General features: G+C 70.9%; 25 protein-coding genes and 3 tRNA genes. 9 read left to right on the top strand and 19 right to left on the bottom strand.

From position 1 onward, the window contains the following. Positions 1-2: 2 nt before the first annotated feature. The 5 genes from ACAX67_RS04285 to ACAX67_RS04265 are packed head-to-tail and all read right to left on the bottom strand — an operon-like array spanning position 3 to position 4,308. On the bottom strand, positions 3-137 hold the full coding sequence (locus ACAX67_RS04285; RefSeq protein WP_370702570.1) for a hypothetical protein: 135 nt from the start codon (positions 135-137) through the stop codon (positions 3-5). Continuing rightward, positions 124-1,143, bottom strand: coding sequence for a TIGR00180 family glycosyltransferase (locus ACAX67_RS04280; RefSeq protein WP_370702569.1), 1,020 nt, complete (start codon positions 1,141-1,143; stop codon positions 124-126). Before ACAX67_RS04280 ends, ACAX67_RS04285 begins: the two co-directional genes overlap by 14 nt. 6 nt (positions 1,144-1,149) lie before the next feature. Continuing rightward, on the bottom strand, positions 1,150-1,929 hold the full coding sequence (locus tag ACAX67_RS04275) for a sulfotransferase domain-containing protein (RefSeq protein ID WP_370702568.1): 780 nt from the start codon (positions 1,927-1,929) through the stop codon (positions 1,150-1,152). Next, complete coding sequence (locus ACAX67_RS04270; RefSeq protein ID WP_370702567.1) at positions 1,926-2,585, bottom strand: sialate O-acetylesterase; 660 nt, start codon at positions 2,583-2,585, stop codon at positions 1,926-1,928. Before ACAX67_RS04270 ends, ACAX67_RS04275 begins: the two co-directional genes overlap by 4 nt. Before the next feature lies 1 nt (position 2,586). Next, positions 2,587-4,308 (bottom strand): TylF/MycF/NovP-related O-methyltransferase, encoded by a 1,722-nt coding sequence (locus ACAX67_RS04265; protein WP_370702566.1) that lies wholly within the window; start codon positions 4,306-4,308, stop codon positions 2,587-2,589. A gap of 227 nt (positions 4,309-4,535) precedes the next feature. Between ACAX67_RS04265 and rfbF the strand changes: the two genes are divergently transcribed. Genes rfbF through ACAX67_RS04235 form a run of 6 tightly spaced genes read left to right on the top strand, consistent with a single transcriptional unit; the run spans position 4,536 to position 9,118 of the window. Further along, positions 4,536-5,306: a glucose-1-phosphate cytidylyltransferase gene (gene rfbF / locus ACAX67_RS04260; RefSeq protein WP_370702565.1), complete on the top strand. Its 771-nt coding sequence runs from the start codon at positions 4,536-4,538 to the stop codon at positions 5,304-5,306. An 11-nt stretch (positions 5,307-5,317) separates the two neighbouring features. After that, on the top strand, positions 5,318-6,400 hold the full coding sequence (gene rfbG / locus ACAX67_RS04255) for a CDP-glucose 4,6-dehydratase (protein WP_370702564.1): 1,083 nt from the start codon (positions 5,318-5,320) through the stop codon (positions 6,398-6,400). Further along, on the top strand, positions 6,400-6,951 hold the full coding sequence (locus ACAX67_RS04250) for a dTDP-4-dehydrorhamnose 3,5-epimerase family protein (RefSeq protein WP_370702563.1): 552 nt from the start codon (positions 6,400-6,402) through the stop codon (positions 6,949-6,951). The genes rfbG and ACAX67_RS04250 overlap by 1 nt, the downstream gene beginning before the upstream one ends. 25 nt (positions 6,952-6,976) lie before the next feature. Next, the gene (locus ACAX67_RS04245; RefSeq protein ID WP_370702562.1) at positions 6,977-7,468 is read left to right on the top strand and encodes an acyltransferase; all 492 of its coding nucleotides are present in this window, start codon (positions 6,977-6,979) and stop codon (positions 7,466-7,468) included. After that, entirely contained in the window at positions 7,465-8,286 is an 822-nt protein-coding gene (locus tag ACAX67_RS04240) for an NAD-dependent epimerase/dehydratase family protein (protein WP_370702561.1), read from the top strand. Before ACAX67_RS04245 ends, ACAX67_RS04240 begins: the two co-directional genes overlap by 4 nt. 37 nt (positions 8,287-8,323) lie before the next feature. Next, positions 8,324-9,118 (top strand): cephalosporin hydroxylase family protein, encoded by a 795-nt coding sequence (locus ACAX67_RS04235; protein ID WP_370702560.1) that lies wholly within the window; start codon positions 8,324-8,326, stop codon positions 9,116-9,118. Positions 9,119-9,238: 120 nt separating this feature from the next. Here ACAX67_RS04235 and rplA read toward each other — a convergent pair whose 3' ends face one another. From rplA to ACAX67_RS04210, 5 genes are all read right to left on the bottom strand, one after another. Next, positions 9,239-9,961 (bottom strand): 50S ribosomal protein L1, encoded by a 723-nt coding sequence (rplA, locus tag ACAX67_RS04230; protein ID WP_370702559.1) that lies wholly within the window; start codon positions 9,959-9,961, stop codon positions 9,239-9,241. A gap of 62 nt (positions 9,962-10,023) precedes the next feature. Beyond that, positions 10,024-10,458, bottom strand: a complete 435-nt coding sequence (gene rplK, locus ACAX67_RS04225) for a 50S ribosomal protein L11 (RefSeq protein ID WP_370702558.1) — start codon at positions 10,456-10,458, stop codon at positions 10,024-10,026. Between the two features lie 234 nt (positions 10,459-10,692). Then, entirely contained in the window at positions 10,693-11,571 is an 879-nt protein-coding gene (nusG, locus tag ACAX67_RS04220) for a transcription termination/antitermination protein NusG (RefSeq protein ID WP_370702557.1), read from the bottom strand. A gap of 44 nt (positions 11,572-11,615) precedes the next feature. Continuing rightward, complete coding sequence (gene secE / locus ACAX67_RS04215; RefSeq protein WP_370702556.1) at positions 11,616-11,885, bottom strand: preprotein translocase subunit SecE; 270 nt, start codon at positions 11,883-11,885, stop codon at positions 11,616-11,618. A gap of 32 nt (positions 11,886-11,917) precedes the next feature. Then, positions 11,918-11,990 (bottom strand) — tRNA-Trp (locus ACAX67_RS04210). Between the two features lie 156 nt (positions 11,991-12,146). Between ACAX67_RS04210 and ACAX67_RS04205 the strand changes: the two genes are divergently transcribed. Beyond that, positions 12,147-13,169: an adenosine deaminase gene (locus ACAX67_RS04205; protein WP_370702555.1), complete on the top strand. Its 1,023-nt coding sequence runs from the start codon at positions 12,147-12,149 to the stop codon at positions 13,167-13,169. Between the two features lie 167 nt (positions 13,170-13,336). Here ACAX67_RS04205 and ACAX67_RS04200 read toward each other — a convergent pair whose 3' ends face one another. After that, positions 13,337-13,702 carry a DUF4873 domain-containing protein gene (locus ACAX67_RS04200; RefSeq protein ID WP_370702554.1) on the bottom strand — a complete coding sequence of 122 codons (366 nt, stop codon included), beginning with the start codon at positions 13,700-13,702 and terminating at the stop codon, positions 13,337-13,339. Then, on the bottom strand, positions 13,699-14,595 hold the full coding sequence (locus ACAX67_RS04195) for an AurF N-oxygenase family protein (protein WP_370702553.1): 897 nt from the start codon (positions 14,593-14,595) through the stop codon (positions 13,699-13,701). Before ACAX67_RS04195 ends, ACAX67_RS04200 begins: the two co-directional genes overlap by 4 nt. Before the next feature lie 88 nt (positions 14,596-14,683). Here ACAX67_RS04195 and ACAX67_RS04190 point away from each other — a divergent pair, with 88 nt between their 5' ends. Then, positions 14,684-15,298 (top strand): TetR/AcrR family transcriptional regulator, encoded by a 615-nt coding sequence (locus ACAX67_RS04190; protein ID WP_370702552.1) that lies wholly within the window; start codon positions 14,684-14,686, stop codon positions 15,296-15,298. Here the strand turns inward: ACAX67_RS04190 and ACAX67_RS04185 are convergent. From ACAX67_RS04185 to ACAX67_RS04175, 3 genes are read right to left on the bottom strand one after another with little or no spacing between them, the layout of a single operon-like run. After that, positions 15,295-16,353, bottom strand: a complete 1,059-nt coding sequence (locus ACAX67_RS04185) for a UDP-N-acetylmuramate dehydrogenase (RefSeq protein WP_370702551.1) — start codon at positions 16,351-16,353, stop codon at positions 15,295-15,297. The genes ACAX67_RS04190 and ACAX67_RS04185 overlap by 4 nt on opposite strands. Continuing rightward, the gene (locus tag ACAX67_RS04180; protein WP_370702550.1) at positions 16,346-16,744 is read right to left on the bottom strand and encodes a MaoC/PaaZ C-terminal domain-containing protein; all 399 of its coding nucleotides are present in this window, start codon (positions 16,742-16,744) and stop codon (positions 16,346-16,348) included. Before ACAX67_RS04180 ends, ACAX67_RS04185 begins: the two co-directional genes overlap by 8 nt. Further along, on the bottom strand, positions 16,741-17,133 hold the full coding sequence (locus ACAX67_RS04175) for an FAS1-like dehydratase domain-containing protein (RefSeq protein WP_370702549.1): 393 nt from the start codon (positions 17,131-17,133) through the stop codon (positions 16,741-16,743). Before ACAX67_RS04175 ends, ACAX67_RS04180 begins: the two co-directional genes overlap by 4 nt. Positions 17,134-17,173: 40 nt before the next feature. On the opposite strand from ACAX67_RS04175, the gene ACAX67_RS04170 reads away from it, so the two are divergent. Continuing rightward, complete coding sequence (locus ACAX67_RS04170) at positions 17,174-18,184, top strand: hypothetical protein (RefSeq protein WP_370702548.1); 1,011 nt, start codon at positions 17,174-17,176, stop codon at positions 18,182-18,184. A 67-nt stretch (positions 18,185-18,251) separates the two neighbouring features. Here the strand turns inward: ACAX67_RS04170 and rpmG are convergent, their stop codons facing one another. The 4 genes from rpmG to ACAX67_RS04150 form a co-directional block, all read right to left on the bottom strand. Further along, the gene (gene rpmG / locus ACAX67_RS04165; protein WP_370702547.1) at positions 18,252-18,422 is read right to left on the bottom strand and encodes a 50S ribosomal protein L33; all 171 of its coding nucleotides are present in this window, start codon (positions 18,420-18,422) and stop codon (positions 18,252-18,254) included. 62 nt (positions 18,423-18,484) lie between these two features. Continuing rightward, positions 18,485-18,558: transfer RNA gene (locus ACAX67_RS04160), tRNA-Met, on the bottom strand. A 17-nt stretch (positions 18,559-18,575) separates the two neighbouring features. Continuing rightward, positions 18,576-18,648: transfer RNA gene (locus ACAX67_RS04155), tRNA-Thr, on the bottom strand. A gap of 50 nt (positions 18,649-18,698) precedes the next feature. Then, positions 18,699-20,099, bottom strand: coding sequence for an amidase (locus tag ACAX67_RS04150; RefSeq protein WP_370702546.1), 1,401 nt, complete (start codon positions 20,097-20,099; stop codon positions 18,699-18,701). Positions 20,100-20,107 lie beyond the last annotated feature (8 nt).

Raw genomic sequence — 20,107 nt, 5'->3', positions numbered from 1 at the left:
CGCTAGTCGGCCTCGGGCTCGACCGGCAGCAGGTCGGGGAAGGTCAGCTCGACCTGCAGGCCGAGCTCGGCCATCAGCTCTGCCCCGCCGGGCGTCCACGGCAGCGGGCGGCCGTTGGGGAGCTCAGAGCGTGCCATAGACGGCCTCCTCGCCGGCGTTGTCCGTCGAGGTGAGCGTGGCCTGCACGTTGGCGGCGATGAAGGCGAGCTTGTCGGCGTAGCGGGCGCGCTCCGCAGTGCCCTCGGTGAAGAGCTCCGCGATCTTGTCGCGCGCCCGGCCCATCTCGGGGATGTCGTAGGGGTAGCTCTCGGCGAACCCCTCGAGCCGGAAGGGCGGGTGGCCGACCACGCCGGCGAGCCGACGGGCGATCACGCTCCCGACCACCTGGACGGCGTCGTCCTCCTCGTGCCCGGCGGCGACCAGCCGCTGCACCAGCCGGTCGTTGAGGTCGAGGACCTTGCCGGCGTTGCGCAGGTAGGCCAGGCCGTCCTCGGGGCGGTAGTAGCTGTGCACCTCGTTACGGGTGCAGAGGAACGCGAAGTCCTCGACGGCGACGAACTTCCCGTGGACCAGGTCCATCAGCCCGACGGCGAGGTCGAAGAAGCTCGTCGAGGTCCAGGTCTGCAGGAACTGGTAGCGCTCCACCAGGAGCTCGCGCCGCGCGACGCCGTAGGACGTGGTGAACGGGAAGGCGCCGAACTGCAGCAGCCGGTCGGCGACGTCGTCGGTGGTGATGTCGTGAACGGCGTCGAGCCGGGCGATCGACGACTTCACCGAGTTGATGTTGATGTGGATCAGGTGGCCACCGGCGAAGGAGGCACCCGGCGTCTCGGCCAGGCGGCGCTCCGCGACCTCGAGCGTCTCCAGGATCGGGTAGTCGTCGTCGGCGTTCATGGTGATGAACTCGTCGTCGATGGAGTCGAGCACCATCGAGAGCCGCTCGAAGAGCCCGATCTCCTCGTCGAAGGCGTGGTAGTCGACGCGGGTGGAGAGCGTGGCGACGTACGCCTCGTTCTGCTGCTGGAACTCCGGCGCGCTGCCGTCGGCGACGTAGATGTCGGCCTCCGGGTAGAAGCGAGCGAGGTACTCGAGGAGGCCCCGCAGCGACGTCGGCCGGTTGCGGGTGGGGATCAGGATCCGCACAGCGCCCTAGCCCTTCACGCCGATGGGCGTGAAGTCGACATCGGGGTAGTAGGAGCAGAAGGTGCGCACCCGCTCGTGCATCTCGTCGCTCAGCATGTCGCCGCGTCCGGCGCCACCGACGTTCTTGCGGGTCCGGTCGCCGCCCTGCACCTGGTCGAGCACCGCGGCGAACACCTCCTCGTCCCAGCCGAGCCTGCCGAGCTTCGCGATCCGGCGCACCTCGCGGGTGGGGTCGGCGATGAGGTCCTCGTAGGTCATCAGCAGGCGGTGCTCGGCCTTCCACCAGCTGACGTAGAAGTGGATGTACCAGGGCAGCGCCATGTCGACCAGGAAGCCGTGCATCCGGTCCTCGGGCCAGCCGAGCATGTCCTCGTCGACGTAGGCCGCGGGGGTGTAGGGCGCGCTCTTCACGACGTGGTCGCGCAGCGAGACCACGATGTCGTAGATGTTGCGGACCAGGAAGACCGGCACCAGGTCGTAGTCGTCGATGAGCCGCTGGGTCTCGTGGTTGTGCTTCACGTGGTGCTGGGCCACGAAGCCCCGCGGGCGCGACGGGGCCGTGATCGTGCCGCGCACGAAGGCGTCACGCAGGGTGTCGGTCGCCGCGAACGCCCGACGGATCTGGGCCTCGTCGAGCTCCTGCTCGCGCCGGAAGTACGACGGCACCAGGTGCTCACGGCGCAGGCCGGGCAGGCCGGCCACCAGCGAGGAGAGGAAGGTCGAGCCGCTCTTGGGCATGCAGGCGATCAGGACCGCCTTGGTCTGCGGGGGCTGGGGGGCGTTCACGAGGCGACCTCCGGAGCGGTCTGCAGCAGGGCGTCGACGAGCAGTGCAGCGAAGGCGTCGAGGCCGGCGTCGTTGAAGTGGGTGTCGTCGCGGCGCATCTCGGAGCCGAAGCCGTCGAGGTAGGGGCCCTCCACGGCGAGCGGCAGGCTGGCGGCCAGCTTGGCCTGGGCCTCCACCACGTCGGGGTTGACCACCCCCATGCGGTACGACGACCGGCAGATGATCCACGGCACCACGCCCACGGTGCGGGTGACCGCCTCGTGGAGCCGGACGAACATGTCGGTGTAGTCGGCCGTCGAGGTCTGCAGCAGCGTGTCCTTCTCGCCCTGCTGCCAGACCACGTGGGTCACTCCCTCGCCGTCACCCGCGGCGAAGCGCTCCTCCAGTGCGGTGAAGCACTTCTCCCCGGGGAGCCACTCCGCCAGCGAGGTCGCGCCGACCGCGGCGAGCGTCAGCCGCAGCGACCCGGGCCACGGCAGCCCCGCGAGCCGGTCGGCCACGCGCGGCCAGACGCTCCCGTCGGTGCCGGTGCCGCCCCGGACGGGGTCGCTCAGCGGGAAGAGCTCGCCGCCGGCGAGCGCCTCGCCGAACTGCGAGGCCTGCGCCGTGCCGCAGTGGTTGGCGAGGTTGGACTGGCCGATGGCCAGGATGTGCATCTCAAGCTCCCTCGACGGGTTTGTGGACGATCCCCTGGCAGGTCGGGAGCATCATGATCTCGACCCCCAGGGAGGCGGCGACCTCATCGAGGGCGCGGCGCTGCGCCCGGTGTCGCGGGAAACCGTAGTCGTCGAACACCACCGGCGCACCCGGCGCGAGGAGCTCCCAGAAGAACCGGAAGGCCTCGACCTCGGGGTAGGCGGCGTTCATGTCGATGTGGAGGTAGGCGACGCGGGTGCCGACGTACTGGGAGAGCGTCTCGGGCACGGTGCCCTCGACGATCCGGACGTAGGGCTTGTCGGCGAAGTTGGCGCGGGCGACGTCGGCCACGTCGGGGTAGCGGTCCTGGATGGGCGCGGGCTCGTCGGGCAGCAGCTGCTCCGGCACGATCCCGTGGAAGGTGTCGAAGAGGTAGAACGTGCGGTCCTCGAAGGCGTCGTCGCCGAGGTAGGCCATCACCGCACGGGCGGTGCCGCCGGTGTCGACGCCGCACTCCACGAAGTCGCCCGCCACGTGGCGGGCTGCGGCCGCGGCCTTCACCAGGGTCTGCACCCGCCAGCGGATGTCGCGGCCCCACGCCGAGATGCTCTTGGCCTCCGCGTAGGCCTTCGTGAACGCGGGGTCGTCGAGCCACGCCGGCTCGGCCATCGACACGCACGCGTCCTCGGCGCTGAGGGCGAACCGCGCGACCCGCGCCAGCTCGACCAGCTGCCCCTCGCCGCTGTCGTTCTCGATCGCGGCGGCCAGGTCGCGGGCGACCTCGGGCTCGACCCCGCGCCGCCCCAGCACGGTGGCCAGCTCGTTGCCGAGGAGGTGGTCGTCGGGCGCCGCCGTGCGCCAGTGCCGCAGCAGGGAGAGCAGCTTCTCGTCGGTGTCCTCGACGAGGTCGGCGAGGTCGCGGATCCGGACCCCCGACACCGGCACGTCGCTGCCCGTGTAGCGCTCCAGGAGGAGGATCACGAAGTTGACCAGGTCGACCCGGTAGCCGGCGGTCCGCAGGATGCGGCGGACCGGCTCGCGGGCGTCGAAGTCGTGGTGGGTGACCTCGACGAGGGGCTGCAGGTCGGCGACCCGCAGCCCGCTCTCGGCGAGCTCGGGGTCGCCGTAGCGCTCCAGGAGCGAGGCGACCAGCTGCCCGAGATCGGCCTTGTAGCCGCCCTGGCGCAGCAGCAGGCGGATCGACTCGGGGACGTCGACCTCCTTCTCGGCCGGTGCGTTGAGCGCGGCGAGCACGCGGCGGCGTACGTCGACGGGGTAGCCGGCCTTGCTGAGCAGGTTGGCGATGCCGGGGACGGCCTCCGCCTCGACCTCCTTCGGCGGCTCCAGCGCCGCCAGCACGCGGCGCCGGTCGATGGCGGAGTAGCCCGCCTTCCGGAGCACGTCGGTGATCGCCGCCGGGACGTCGACCTCGGCGGGCTCCTCCCGCGGCTCGAGCGCCGCGGTGACCGCCCGGACGGTCGGCGGGGGGACGCCGGCGGCCTTGAGCACCCGCTTGATCGCGTCCTCGGGGTCCAGCCCCTCCACCAGGCTCGCCACGTCGCGGACGCCGAAGCCCTCGGCGGGAGCGTCGGGGTCGCCGTACTTCTCCAGGACGGCGAGCACCAGGCGCGTGACGTCGGCCGGATAGCCGGCCGCCATCAGGAACCGCCGGATGGACTTGCCCAGGGCTCCCGCCGGATCGGCGCCGGGCTCCGTCCACACCGCCGCGCCCAGGCTCGTCACAGCCGCCTGGAGCTCCTGCCTCCGCTCGAGATCAAACCCCTCGGTCGCCATATTGCTCACGATCCTTGCCGACGGGGACGACGGGCGTCAACCGGGTCCACGGGTGCGCGAAACGGGCCCGAAACCCACGGCGTCCGCCCGCAGTGCAAGGGTTTTCCCAACGGTCCGACACCGCAATCCGGCTGTAGTACTGTCCCCGTTTGCACACCGCCCAGCGAGGAGAACCCGTGAAAGCCGTGATCCTGGCCGGAGGTCTCGGCACGAGGATCTCCGAGGAGACCAACACCAAGCCCAAGCCGATGGTCCAGATCGGCGGCCGGCCGATCATCTGGCACATCATGAAGCTCTACTCCCACCACGGGATCAACGACTTCATCATCTGCTGCGGCTACAAGGGCTACGTGATCAAGGAGTACTTCGCGAACTACTCGCTGCACATGTCGAACGTGACGTTCAACATGGGCACCGGCGAGATGGTGGTGCACGAGAAGCGCACCGAGCCCTGGACCGTCACGCTGGTCGACACCGGCGAGGAGACGATGACCGGCGGCCGGCTGCGCAGGGTGGCCGAGCACCTCGACGACGACGAGCCGTTCGCCTTCACGTACGGCGACGGGCTGACCGACGCCGACCTGACCGACGAGATCGCCTTCCACACCAAGCACGGCAAGAAGGCCACCGTGCTGGCCGTGGAGCCTCCGGGCCGCTACGGCGCCCTGGAGATGGAGGGCGACGCGGTCAAGGGCTTCATGGAGAAGCCCCAGGGAGGCACGCACATCAACGGCGGCTACTTCATCCTGCAGAAGTCCGTCATCGACCTGATCTCCGGGGACGAGACCGTGTGGGAGCGCGAGCCCCTCGAGCACCTGGCCAACGCCGGCGAGCTGATGGCCTACCACCACGACGGGTGGTGGCAGCCGATGGATACCCTCCGCGAGAAGCTGATGCTCGAGGAGCGCTGGGAGCGGGGCACTGCCCCCTGGAAGAAGTGGGACTGACGCACGCAATGATGCCTTCGCCTGAATTCTGGAAGGGCCGTCGCGTCTTCCTGACCGGTCACACCGGTTTCAAGGGCAGCTGGACGAGCCTCTGGCTGGAGAAGCTCGGGGCCACGGTGTCGGGCTACTCGCTCGCGCCCAACCACGAGCCGGCCCTGTTCGACCTGCTCGCCCCCTTCGGCAACGCCGAGTCGACCTACGCCAACCTCACCGACTTCGAGCGGTTGCGCGGCATCGTGCACGACTTCCGGCCGTCGGTGATCCTGCACATGGCGGCGCAGCCGCTGGTGCGCGTCGCCTACGCCGACCCGCGCGAGACCTACGCGTCCAACCTGATGGGCTCGGTGAACGTCCTCGACGCCGCCAAGGACCTCGACGGGCTCGACGCGGTGCTGGTGGTCACCTCCGACAAGGTCTACGCCAACTCCGACGCGGGCGTGCCCTTCGCCGAGGACGACCTGCTCGGCGGCCACGACCCCTACAGCGCGTCGAAGGCGTGCATCGAGATCGCGACCTCGAGCTACCGCGACAGCTACTTCGAGCCGCGCGGCATCCCGCTCGCGACCTCGCGCGCCGGCAACGTCATCGGCGGCGGCGACTGGTCCGTCGACCGCCTCGTCCCTGACGTGTGGCGTGCGGTCCGCGACGGCAGGCTCCCCGAGCTGCGCAACCCGGACTCGACCCGCCCCTGGCAGCACGTGCTGGAGCCGATCTCGGGCTACCTGCTGTTCCTCGAGGCGCTCGTCGAGCGCGGCGTCGCCGAGCCGAAGGCGCTGAACTTCGGCCCGCTCCCGGGCGCGGTCGAGGTGACCACCGGGGAGGTCGCCGACGCGATCGCGCAGGGCCTGGGCCACGAGCACGGCTGGGTGCAGGCGGCCGGCGAGCACCCGAAGGAGAACAAGCTGCTGGCCCTCGACGCCTCGCTGGCGATGAAGTCCCTCGGCTGGTCGCCGCGGCTCGACTCGCCGACCACGCTGGAGTGGACCGCGGAGTGGTACCACGACTTCAACTCCGGGTCCGACCCGCGCGCGATCACCCTCGGCCAGATCGAGCGCTACGAGCAGCACCCGGCCGCCACGCTGCAGGCGAGCTGATGCAGTTCGAGGGCGTCGGGATCGACGGGGCGTACATCGTCCACCTCGACCCTCGACGCGACGAGCGCGGCAGCTTCGCCCGCCTCTACTGCGTGGACGAGCTCGCCGGGGCGGGCATCGACCTGGTGCCCGTGCAGACCAACCTCGGCAGCAGCAAGCAGGCCGGCACGCTGCGCGGCCTCCACTTCCAGGTCGCCCCGCACCAGGAGGCGAAGCTGGTCCACTGCATCGAGGGGTCGATCTTCGACGCGATCGTCGACGTGCGCCGCGACTCCCCCACCTTCGGCAAGACGGCCAGCGTCACGTTGAGCGCCGACGGTGACCGCGCGTTCTACATCCCGCCCGGCTGCGCCCACGGCTACCTGACCCTCGAGCCGGACACGAAGGTCCTCTACTTCGTCGGCACGCGCTACACGCCCGAGGCCGACCGCGGCCTGGCCTGGGACGACCCCGACCTCGCCATCCCGTGGCCGATCGAGCCCCAGGTGATGGTCGACCGCGACCGCAGCAACCCCCGCTTCTCCGAGCTGGACCCGGAGTGGCTCACGTGACCGGCCGAGCCCGACGGCGGGCGCGATGACCCTCGAGTACCACCCGACCGCCTCCATCTCCCCGCTGGCCGACATCGAGCGCAGCGTGCGGGGCTCGCGCTACGTCATCGGCGCCCGCTCGGTCATCGACAGCTTCGTGAAGTTCAAGCCGGCCGGCGGTTCCGGCGACATCGTCATCGGCGAGAGCTGCGTCTTCAACTCCGGCTGCGTCCTCTACTCCGGCAACGGCATCACCGTCGGCGACGCCGTCTCGGTCGCGGCCAACTGCGTCTTCGCGCCCACCAACCACCAGTACGACGACCCGGACACCTTCATCCAGTCCCAGGGCTTCCGCCCCAGCAAGGGCGGCATCGTCATCGAGGACGACGTCTGGTTCGGCGCCGGCTGCGTGATCCTCGACGGCGCCCACATCGGCAAGGGCTCGGTGATCGGGGCCATGACCCTCGTGCGGGGGGTCGTGCCGCCGTACTCCATCGCTGCGGGGAACCCCATGAAGATCGTGGGCTCGCGTCGATGAGGTTCACCGTCTTCGGCGCGACCGGGTTCATCGGCGGCACGCTCACCGCCCACCTGCGCGCCGCCGGGCACGAGGTGCTCACACCGTCACGGCACGAGGTCCCCGACGGCGACCTCGGCCACGTCGTCTACGCGATCGGCCTCACCGGGGACTTCCGCTCACGCCCGCTCGACACCGTCGACGCCCACGTGACCGTCCTGGCCGACCGGATCCGAGGCGCCCGGTTCGACTCCTGGCTCTACCTCTCGAGCACGCGCGTCTACAGCGGCATCGACGCCACGACGGTGTCGGAGGAGTCGGTGCCCCTCGCGCGGCCCACGGCCGACGGCATCTACGACCTCAGCAAGCTCCTCGGCGAGGCGATCTGCGCGTCGCGTCCCGAGCCGACCGTCCGCGTCGCGCGCGTGTCCAACGTCTACGGCGCCGGCGCGCACAGCGACACCTTCCTCGGCATGCTCCTCGCCGACGTCGCGGCCGGTCGCGACATCACGGTCGGTGAGGGACCGCAGTCGTCGAAGGACTACGTCGCGGTCGACGACCTCTGCCGGATGCTCACCCACGTCGCCACGGCGGGCAAGCACCGGCTCTACAACCTCGCGAGCGGCCAGCCCGTCACCCATGCCGAGATCGCCGATGTCATCGCCGACCGCACCGGCGTCGGCGTGACGTTCGCGCCGGACGGCCCCACCCGGACGTTCCCGACCATCGACGTCTCCCGCGTCCGCGCGGAGACCGGGCTGCGCCCGGCCCGGCTGACCGAACGGCTTCCTGACATGCTCGCCGAGGCCGCCGCGCAGCCGACCCCGTCCCACTCCTAGACCCGCACCGACCGACCGCTCCGAGAAAGGCCAGCAAGTGGCAGACGCAACCAGTGACCCGATCGCCCAGTTCGAGGGAGAGCGCCGTGACTTCGTCAACGGCTACCCCGGCGACGCGGAGTGGCAGAAGCAGTCGATCGACTGGGTGACCCGCGCCTTCAGCCAGAAGTACATGTACAACTTCGACTGGCTCGGCCGCCCGGTCATCCAGTTCCCGGCCGACATGGTCGCCTACCAGGAGGTCGTCTGGGCGGTGAAGCCCGACCTCATCATCGAGACCGGGATCGCCCACGGCGGCTCGCTGGTGCTCAGCGCCTCGCTGCTCGCCATGCTCGACTACGCCGACGCGGTCGCCGAGGGCACCACGCTCGACCCGGCCAACCCCAAGCGCAAGGTGCTCGGCGTCGACATCGACATCCGCGACCACAACCGCAAGCTCATCGAGGAGCACCCGATGAGCTCGCGCATCGACATGCTCCAGGGCTCCTCGGTCACCGACGAGATGGCCGCCCAGGTCGCCGAGCACGCCAAGGGCTACAAGACCGTGCTGGTCTCACTCGACTCGATGCACACCCACGAGCACGTCGCCAAGGAGCTCGCCTACTACGCACCGCTCGTCACGCCCGGCAGCTACTGCCTGGTCTTCGACACGATCGTCGAGGACATGGACGACAGCGTGTTCCCCGACCGCCCCTGGTCGCAGGGCGACAACCCCAAGACGGCCGTGTGGGAGTTCCTCAAGGAGAACCCCGACTTCGAGATCGACCAGGACATCAACCAGAAGCTGCTCATCTCCGCCGTGCCGGACGGCTGGCTGCGCAGGAAGAGCTGACCAGCCGGTCGTCGTACGAAATCGAGAAGGCGCCGCAACCCTCAGGGGTTGCGGCGCCCTTTCGTCTCTCCGGGTCTCGAGACAGCGACGTCCGGCCCGGGTGCCGTGGGCTCGGCAGGCTCAGCCTGCGGAGGCCTCGTCCTCGACCGTGACGTTCTTGACCCGGTTGGGGTCGACCTGGACGCCGGGGCCCATCGTCGTAGAGACGGTGACCTTCTTCAGGTAGCGGCCCTTGGAGCTCGACGGCTTGAGCCGCAGCACCTCCTCGAGGGCGGCGGCGTAGTTCTCCACGAGAGCGCTCTCGGTGAAGGACGCCTTGCCGATGATGAAGTGCAGGTTGGCGTGGCGGTCGACGCGGAACTCGATCTTGCCGCCCTTGATGTCCGTCACGGCCTTGGCCGGGTCGGGGGTGACCGTGCCGGTCTTCGGGTTGGGCATGAGGCCACGGGGGCCGAGCACGCGACCGAGGCGGCCGACCTTGCCCATCATGTCGGGCGTCGCGACGACGGCGTCGAAGTCGAGCCAGCCGCCGGCGACCTTGTCGATGAGCTCGTCGCCACCGACGACGTCGGCGCCGGCCTCACGAGCGGCCTCGGCCTTGTCGCCGTTCGCGAACACGAGGACGCGAGCCGTCTTGCCGGTGCCGTGGGGCAGGTTGACGGTGCCGCGCACCATCTGGTCGGCCTTGCGCGGGTCGACACCCAGGCGCATGACGACGTCGACGGTCTCGTCGAACTTCTTCTTGCTGGTGGCCTTGGCGATCTTGATCGCGGCCAGCGGCGCGTAGAGCTCGTCCTTGTCGAACGTCTCCGTCGCGGCGCGGTAGGTCTTGCTGCGCTGCATGGTGATTCCTTAGTTGTCTAGGAGTAGTGGTCAGCGGGCCGCAGCGGCCCTCCCACGGTGGTTCAGCTGCCCTCGACGGTGACGCCCATGGAGCGGGCGGTGCCCTCCACGATCTTCATCGCGGCGTCGATGTCGTTGGCGTTGAGGTCAGGGAGCTTCGTGTTGGCGATCTCGCGCACCTGGTCCTTGGTCAGCTTGCCGACCTTCTCCTTGTGCGGGACGCCCGAGCCCTTCTTGAGACCGGCAGCCTTCTTGATCAGCTCGGCGGCCGGCGGGGTCTTGGTGATGAAGTCGAACGACCGGTCCTCGTAGATCGTGATCTCGACCGGGATGACGTTGCCGCGCATGGACTCCGTCTGGGCGTTGTACGCCTTGCAGAAGTCCATGATGTTGACGCCGTGCGGACCGAGGGCGGTACCGACCGGCGGAGCCGGGGTGGCCGCACCGGCCTGCAGCTGCACCTTGACCAGTGCGGCGATCTTCTTCTTGGGAGGCATTCCTCTATCTCTTTCTTCTCGTGGTCATGACGAGGAGTACGTCGTACGCCTCTGCCACCTGTTGCTCGAGCAACCTGGTCATTCTGCCGCTGATGAGCGGGACCTGCGAAATTGCGGTCGCCTCTCGGCTCACCGGGTCTCGATACGCGCCTCACGGCTTCGTTCCTCAGCCGTGGCGCTACTCGACCTCCCGCCGTGGTCCGCGACCTCGCAAGCTCGGTCGCGGCGGCGTGATCAGACCTTTTGAACCTGCGAGAAGCTCAGCTCGACCGGGGTCTCGCGACCGAAGATCTCGACCAGCGCCTTGAGGCGCTGCGCCTCGGCGTTGATCTCGGTGATCGTCGCGTGCAGCGTGGCGAACGGACCGTCGACCACCATCACCGAGTCGCCCTCGCCGAAGTCGGCGACCTCGATCGGCTTCTTGGCGGTGGAGGAGCCCGCGGCACCGCTGGCGCCGGAGCCCTCGGAGTCGGCCGCGGCCGGCATCACGATCGTCGGGGCGAGCATCTTCTCGACCTCGTCCATGCTCAGCGGCACCGGCTGGTGGCTGTGGCCGACGAAGCCGGTGACGGACGGGGTGTGGCGCACGGCGGCCCACGACTCGTCGGTGAGGTCCATCCGGACCAGGACGTAGCCGGGCAGCACGGTGCGGCGGACCATCTTGCGCTGGCCGTTCTTGATCTCGGCGACTTCCTCGGTGGGGACCACGATCTCGTGGATGAAGTCCTCCATGTTGAGGGAGTGGATGCGGTTCTCCAGGTTGTGCTTCACCCGGTTCTCCATGCCGGAGTAGGTGTGCACCACGAACCACTCGCCGGGCTTCATCATGAGCTCGCGCCGGAAGGCCTCCAGCGGGTCGAGCTCCTCGCCGGCGTCGGCGCTCTCGTCGGCCTCGGCGGCTACCTCGTCGCCGTCGCCCTCGACCTCGGCGTCGAGGACGCTCTCATCGGCATCGAGTGCGCTCTCGTCGGCGTCGAGGTCGCCTTCGTCGTCGCTGGGTGCGCCCTCATCGGTCTCGAGTGCGCTCTCGGCGTCCTCGATCTCCTCGGGGGCGGTGACGTCCTCGCCCGTCTCCGGGGCGGCGTCGTACTGCTCCGACACGTGCTGCTCCATCAGTTGCTGTTGCTCGGGGGTGATCGCTGCCGAACCGGCAGGCGTCACACGTTGTCCGCGCCGGTGAAGACCGCGAAGACCAGCTTGCCCAGACCGAGGTCGAGCAAGGAGACCATCGTGATCATCACGAGCACGAAGACCAGGACGACGAAGAAGTACGTCGACAGCTGCTCGCGCGTCGGCCAGACGACCTTGCGCAGCTCGGCGACCACCTGACGGTAGAACGTCACCGGCCCCGTGCGCCGGTCGCCGGACCTGCCGGCGTCGGACGTGCGGCCCTTCGGGGTCGCATGGGAGTCCGACACGCTGCTCACCTCTTCATCGTCTGGTCGTTCACCTGGTCCTGCAGGGCACGAGGGACTTGAACCCCCAACCTTCGGTTTTGGAGACCGATGCTCTGCCAGTTGAGCTAGTGCCCTCCGACGGCTCCCCAGCCCATCCGAGCCCGGCCTCCTCGCACTCCGTGACCACCGTCACGAGGGCGCGACACACCATGGGGGAAATCCACCAGGGTGGAGTCTACGCATCCCGGACCAAGCGGGCCAAAAGCGCTCCGTCCGCGCACCACACCTAGCATGGCCACCGTGCGCGACCCCCACACCCTCCCGAAGGCGCACCTCCACCTGCACTTCACCGGGTCCATGCGCCACGCGACCCTGCTCGAGCTGGCCGCGCGCGACGGGATCCACCTCCCCGACGCGCTGGTCACCGAGTGGCCCCCGCAGCTGACGGCGGCCGACGAGAAGGGCTGGTTCCGCTTCCAGCGGCTCTACGACGTGGCCCGTTCGGTCCTGCGCACGGAGGACGACGTGCGCAGGCTGGTCCGCGAGGCCGCCGAGGACGACGTCGCGGACGGCGGGCGGTGGCTGGAGATCCAGGTCGACCCCAGCGGCTACGCAGCGCGCTTCGGCGGGATCACGGCGTTCACCGACCTGGTGCTCGACGCGGTGCGCGACGCCAGCGCGACCACCGGGCTCGGCATGGCGGTCGTGATCGCCGCCAACCGCACCCGCCACCCGCTCGACGCCCGCACCCTGGCCCGGCTCGCCGCGCAGTACGCCGACCGCGGCGTGGTCGGCTTCGGGCTCTCGAACGACGAGCGGCGCGGCTCCACCGCCGACTTCGCCGGAGCGTTCGCGATCGCCGAGCGTGCCGGGCTCCTGCTGGCCCCGCACGGCGGCGAGCTGCGCGGACCCGAGCACATCCGGACCTGTCTCGACACCCTGCACGCCGACCGGCTCGGCCACGGCGTCCGCGCCGCCGAGGACCCCGAGCTGCTCGCGCGCATCGTCGACGCCGGGGTCGCCCTCGAGGTCTGCCCGGTCTCCAACGTGGCTCTCGGGGTCTACTCCGACCCCACGTCGGTGCCGTTGCCGGCGCTGCTCGCGGCCGGCGCGACCATCGCCCTCGGCGCCGACGACCCGCTCCTCTTCGGGTCGCGGCTCGCGGGCCAGTACGCCACCATGCGCGCAGCGCACGGGCTCACCGACGAGCAGCTCGCCGAGCTCGCGCGGATGTCCCTGCGTGCCAGCAGGGCACCCGACGACGTACGCAAGGCGGCGGAGGCCGACATCGACGCCTGGCTGGCCGCCGGCTAGGCCGCCGAGACGACCACGACGAAGCAGTCGTGTGCCTGAGGACTCACTGGGAGGCGTCGTCAGGCACACGACCCCAGGCGGGGCGATCACGACGGAGCAGTCGTGTGCCTGACAACACCCCATCCGCCGTCCTCAGGCACACGACGCGCCATGGGGCTGGCCGCCGGCTAGGCCGGCAGGTCGACCTCCACCCTCTCCAGGGAGTACGGCGGCGCGCCGGTGCCGTTGACCTGCACGTGTCCCCAGGCGTCGTACTCGGCGAGGCGCACCGTGGCCGGCGGCCCGTCACCGACGACGAGCTCGCCGGTCGTGGCGCCCGCGTCCTTCGCGGTGACGAGGCCGGCGCAGCGGTCGATGCGGCCGTACCAGTGGAAGAACCCGTCGAGCGGCTCGAGGTGGCCGGCGAGGTGGACCGTCACCGCCAGCACGTCGTCGCCGACCAGCACGGTCGCGGGGCCGTCGTACCCCTCGCCGTCGTCGGGCGGGACGAACGCCATGCCCGCGGGGTGGCGCCGGGGCCTGCGCCGCTTCATGCCAGGAACCCGGAGCGCCGCCACAGCCGGCGGCTGAAGCGGGTCATCAGCCCGTTGTCCTCGAGGAAGGCCGCGAGGGAGGCGAAGCCGACCCGCGCCATCTCCTGGTGGTGGGGGTTGGCCATCGCCTCGCGGTAGGCGCGCTCCACGTCGAGCCCGGCGCGGTGGTAGATGCCGCGGTGCACCAGGCAGCGCCGCATCGTCGGCCCGCCGAGGCCCTGGAGGTTGGCCACCAGGAAGCGCTCGAGCCGTGACGCGTGCTGCAGGCGGTGCACCACGCCCTCGCGGGCGAACTTGATGTGGCGCGCCTCCTCCGTCACGTGGATCCGCATCAGCTGCGCCACGACGGGCTGCAGCTCGGGGTCGGTCATGATGCGCCGCTGCTGGGCGTCGAAGATCTCCTCGCCGATGAGCGCGCCGACCCAGAGCAACGACCCGTGGAGAAAGTGCGGGAGCAGCGCCGCGGCCACGCGGTCGGCCAGGCCCATCCGGAACGGCCGGGCGCCCATGCGGTCGATCACCTTGCCGAACATGGTCATGTGGCGGCACTCGTCGCCCATCTCGGTGAGCACGTAGTGGGCGAACGGCGTGGTGGGGTCCTCGCGCAGCAGCTGGAGCAGCAGCCCGCGGTTGAGGATGTTCTCGAACCAGAGCCCGACCGAGAGGATGTTGGCCATCTCCTGGCGCGAGAGCTCGATGCGCTGCTCCTCGGTCAGCTCCTCCCAGTAGGGGGTGCCGTAGAGGGAGACGACCTCCTTGGGCAGGAAGTACTTCCCGTCGACGAGCGGCGCATCCCAGTCGATGGCGACGGCGGGCTCGTAGGAACGGCGCACGGACCCGTTGATGAGGCGTCCGGCGACCTTGTCCATGGTGCGCTCGGGAGTGGTGGTCATGCGGGTCCTTCCCGGAGGATCTCGGCCAAGTTGTTTACATAGCCTCGCATTTCGTCAACGACCGGTCAAGGGGTCGTACGATGCCGCCATGGCGAGCGCCACCCCCCTCCGTCCCGGGCCTGCCCGCCCGGACGCGGCCGAGCAGATCCGCGACCGGATCCTCGACGCCGCGACGGAGTGCCTGCTCGCCGAGGGCCTCGACGCACGGCTGCACGCCGCCATCGCCGAACGCGCCGGCATCTCGCGCCCGACGGTCTACAAGTACGTCGGCGACCAGGCCGCGATCGTGGCCGCGATCCTCGACCGCGAGCTCGACCGCTTCTTCGGCGCCGCGATGCCCGTGCTGCAGCGCAGCGACGACCTCCAGGCCCACCTGGTCGGCGCCATCGTCTTCGTCGTCGACTACGCGCGCGACCACGCGCTGCTGCAGAAGGCGCTCCGGGAGCACCCCGAGATCATCCTGCCGGCGCTGACGACCGCGTCCGGACCTCTCGTCGAGCGCGTGGTCGGGTTGTTCGAGGACCAGCTCGCCCGTGCGCTGAGCCGGTCGGCCTCGCCGCTCGACCCCCGCTCGGCCGCCGAGTGGGGCTACCGGATCGTCATCTCGCTGGTCACCACGCCGACCGCCGCGCTCGCGCGCGAGGACACCCGGGCCTACGTCGAGAGCCTGGTCCGCCTGATGGCGATCGTCGATCCCGACTAGAGCGAGCAGCCGACGAGGACCGGCTCGTTGACGAGGGCGATGCCGTAGGTGGCCTCGACCCCGTCGCGGACCTCCCGCGCGAGCGCGAGGAGGTCGGCCGCGGTCGCGGTGCCTCGGTTGGTGAGGGCGAGGGTGTGCTTGGTCGAGAGCGCGACCGGCGCCGGGTCCCTGTCGAGGCCGTGCCCCTTCCCGAAGCCCGCGTGCTCGATGAGCCACGCGGCGCTCGTCTTCACCAGGCCCCCCTCGGCCGGCCACGCCGGCGCGCCCTCCGGCACGACGTCGGCGGGCACCACGGGGTTGGTGAAGAACGAGCCGGCGCTCCACGTGTCGTGGTCGGCGGGGTCGAGCACCATCCCCTTCCCCGCACGCAGCGCGAGCACGGCGGACCGCACCTCTGCCAGGGGCGCGCGCTGCCCGGTCTCGACCCCCAGGGCAGCGGCGAGCTCGCCGTACGCGACCGGTGCCGACAGCGACCCCTGCCGCAGCTGGAACGTCACCGACAGCACCAGGTGCCGGCCGCCGTTGGCGTCGTAGCGGTCGACCTTGAAGCGCGAGGTGCGGTAGCCGAAACCGCAGTCGGCGGCCGCGAAAGTGCGGATGCCGCGGAGCTTGCGGTCCCACACCCGCACCGAGGCGATGGTCTGGGCGACCTCCTGTCCGTAGGCGCCGACGTTCTGGACCGGCGTCGCGCCGACGGAGCCGGGGATGCCCGACAGCGCCTCGACTCCCACCCAGCCGCGCTCGACGGCCCGGGCGACGAGGTCGTCCCAGGTCTCCCCCGCCGCGACGGTCACGAGTGCTCCCCCGCAGGTCGGGTCGTCGGAGTCGCCCACGTCGGCGCTCACCCCGCGGGTGGCGACCTCCACGACGGTGCCCGCGAACCCCTCGTCGGCGACGACCAGGTTGCTGCCCCCGCCGACCACGAGCACCGGCTCGCCCGCGGCGTCGGCCTCGCTGACGGCGGCGACCAGCTCCTCCTCGGAGGTCGCCCGCACCCATGTGCGGGCGGGACCGCCGAGCCGCAGCGTGGTGTGGTCGGCCAGCCGATCAGACACGGACGACCGCCTTCGGTGCGCCGAGGACCTTCTCACCGCCACAGGTGACCTCGAGCGCGATCGTCGCGCGGCCGTCGGCGACGGACTTGACCGTGCCGGCGACCCGCACCGTGGCGCCACCCTCGGCCGGCACCACCACCGGTGCGGTGAACTTGCAGCCGAGCTCGACCACCTCGGCCTCGTCGCTCCACGTCGCGACCGCCCGGGCCGCGAGGGCCATCGTGTACATCCCGTGCGCGATGACGCCCGGCAGCCCGACCATCCGTGCGACCGCCTCGTCCTGGTGGATCGGGTTGTGGTCGCCCGACGCGCCGGCGTAGGCGACGAGGTCGGCGCGGGTGACGAGGTAGTCCTGCGGCTCGAGCTCGGCGCCCGGCTCCAGGGCGCTCATGACCCGCTCCGGTGGACGATCGTGGCGCCGGCCGTGCACACGAGCGCCCCGTCGGCGTCGGTGATCGTGCTCGTCGTGCGGAGGATGTCGGTGCCCTCGATCTGGCGGACGCCGGTCACCGTCAGCCGGGCGGTGAGCTCGTCGCCGACCTCGACCGGCCGCTCGTAGGCGAACTTCTGGTCGCCGTGCACGATCCGCGAGAGCTCGACCTCCTCGGCCTCGAGGAACTCCAGCAGCGCCCGGAAGGTCACCACGATCGGGAAGGTGGCGGGGATCCGTCGCGAGCCCGATCCGGTGGCGCCCACGAACGCGGCGACCTCCTCCTCGGTCACGACGACGGGCCGGGTCGGCGGGAACTCGCGCCCGACGAGCGTGGGGTCGATCGGCATGTCCCCCACCCTAGGGCCGGGGTGCTGCATGCTTGCCGCCATGTCGGCTCGGGCGCGGTTCACGACCCTCGCCGCCGTCCTCGCGGCGGCGGTGGCGCTGGGCCTCGCGGGATGCTCCGACGAGCCCGGCACCCGCAGCCCGGAGCCGACCGCCACCCTCCGGGGCTGCGGCCCCCTGGAGTACGACGACGTGGCCGGCCGCCCGCCGTCGTACGTCCACGGGCCGCTGGCTGCCCTCCCCAACGACCACGCCCTCTGCGCCGGGTCGTGGCTGCCGAGCACCGGCACCGACTTCGTCCCTCAGGGCCTGGTCGTGCGCGGTCACCAGGCCTGGGTGAGCGGCTACGACGACGGCGACGACGGTCCGTTCGGCCGGGACACCTGCCGGCTCCTCCGGATCGACACCCGGACCGGCCGCGAGCTGGCGCAGCAGGCCCCGATCGAGTCCGCTCATGCGCCGCGTGACCACGACGTCTGCCGCCACGGCGGCGGCCTCGCGCTCGACGAGCACGGCCTGTGGGTCTCCCAGCGCACCAAGATCTGGCTGCTCGACCCGGCGTCCCTGGCGGTGCGCCGGGTGTGGCACCTGGTCGACGAGGTCTGGGGGTCGGTGCTGGTGATCGACGGCGACGGGCGGCTCGGTGTCGCCGGCTTCAGCGGCCACCACCACAAGCAGCTGCACTGGTTCGAGCCGGCCGACCTGCTCGCGCCGGGCCGGATCGACATCCACCCCGAGGACGCCGTCGAGGTCCAGGTCGCCCCTCGGTCGGTCCAGGGCGCCGTGTGGGCGGACCTCGGGCCGGGCTCCGCGCGGGTCTGGTTCACCCGGTCCAACACCTACTGCGGCGAGCTGTGGGCCTCGCCGCGGCGCCGGGTCGCCTTCCACCCCGGGGCCGAGGGCGTGGCGCTCGCCGCCGGCCGGCTGTGGGTGGTGAGCGAGACCACGGCGGCGCCGTACTTCCTGCAGGGCGGACGGCCGGTCGTGCCCGCACTCGCGGCGTACGACGTCAGGCGGTTCGATCGCTGGCGGCCGTCGGAGTGCGGGTCCTGACGCGGAAAATGACCACGACCCGGCGTCCCCACGGGAGCCGGGTCGGTCAGGCCGGAAGGCCGAGCGGTCAGCGCGTCTCGCGGTGCTCGGTGTGCTTGCGGCAGCGCGGGCAGAACTTCGACAGCTCGAGGCGGTCGGGGTCGTTGCGCCGGTTCTTCTTCGTGATGTAGTTGCGCTCCTTGCACTCCACGCACGCGAGAGTGATCTTGGGGCGAACGTCGCTGCTCTTGCTGGCCACGGGAAGTCCTTGCTGCTGTCGTCTGAGGTGCTGCTCGGTTGCTGCTGTCTGTACTGCTGGCGTAGCGGGGGCGGGACTCGAACCCGCGACACCACGATTATGAGCCGTGTGCTCTAACCACCTGAGCTACCCCGCCAGGGGTTTCCATCCCAGAGCCCCTTTACGGAATCGAACCGTAGACCTTCTCCTTACCATGGAGACGCTCTGCCGACTGAGCTAAAGGGGCAACGCCGCAGAACGATACAGGCCGCGTGGGCGAAGGACGAAATCGGTGCCTCAGTCCTGGATCCGGGCCCAGGGACGGGCCTGTTCGAGCTCGTACCCGAGCTCCAGGAGCACCGCTTCGCGACCCCAGCCGGCGCCGAACATCATGCCCTGCGGAAGGCCGTTGGAGGCGGTCGCGAGCGGCAGCGAGACGGCCGGTGTGCCGGTCACGTTGTACAGCGGGGTGAAGGCCACCCAGTCGTAGAGCTTCTCGACGATCGCGGCGTAGTCCTGGGTGGGGTCGAGGTAGCCGATGGCCGGCGTCGGGTGGGCCAGGGTCGGGGTCAGCGCGACGTCGTACCTCTCGAAGAAGAGGGCCGCCTCGCGGGTGCTGCGCCGCAGCCGAATCATCGCCCCGGGCAGCCGGTGGAGGTGGCGCTTCGCGTGGCTGGCCAGGCCCTCGGTGAGGTTGTCGTGGTGGGCGCGCACCCAGCTGCGACCGTGCAGCCGGCGGCCGCCGCTGAGCAGGGCGAGCGCGAGGGAGGCCCAGTAGAGGAGGAAGTCTTCGCGGAAGGTCGCCGGGACGGGCGCCTCGGCCTCGACCACGGTGTGCCCGAGGTCCTCCAGGAGCCGTGCGACCTCCTCGGTCAGTGCGGTGACCTCGGCATCCGCGCCCCGCTCCACCCCCGTGGTGTTGAGCGCGATCCGCAGGCGCTTGCGCCCCGGGCGGGTGAGGTCGCCGATGGGCGGCATCTGCAGCGGCCGGAAGACCTGCTCGGCCTCGCGGAGGAACGCGGCGGTGTCGCGCACGCTGCGCGTGAGCACGCCGTCGGCCACGATCGCGATCGGCTGCTGCCGGATCACCGCGTCCTGCGCCAGCCGGCCGCGCGTCGGCTTGAGGCCGACCAGGCCGTTGATCGAGGCCGGGATGCGGATCGAGCCGCCACCGTCGTTGCCGTGCGCGATCGGCACCGCGCCGGCGGCGACCAGGGCTGCGGAGCCGGCGCTGGACGCACCCGCGGTGCGCGCGGTGTCCCAGGGCGAGCGCACCGGACCCAGACGCGGGTGCTCGCAGCTGGGGCTGAAGCCGTACTCCGACAGCCGGGTCTTCCCGAGGGGGATCAGCCCGGTCGCGAGGTACATCCGGGCGAGGTCACCGTCCTTCTTCGCAGCGCGTGGTGCCCACGCGTCGGTGCCCGACATGGTCGGCCAGCCGGCGACGTCGACGTTGTCCTTGAGATACGTCGGTACGCCGGCGAAGTAGCCGCCGTGCGGGTCGCGGGCCGTGCGGCGGGCCCGCGCGAAGTCGGCGTGGGCGACGGCGCCGAGGTCGCCGGCCACCTGCTCGGTGCGGGCGATCGCGGCCTCGACCACCTCGGGGATCGAGACCTCGCCCGCCCGGAGCCGCTCGACGAGGCCGACGGCGTCGAGGTCGCCGAGGGCGTCGTCGCCGTACGCGTGCACGCGGGTCATGCGGGCAC

This window comes from Nocardioides candidus (assembly GCF_041321175.1).
Lineage (GTDB): Bacteria > Actinomycetota > Actinomycetes > Propionibacteriales > Nocardioidaceae > Nocardioides.
The sequence above is the reverse complement of the archived record's forward strand: the minus strand, read 5'-3'. Positions and strand labels throughout refer to the sequence as shown.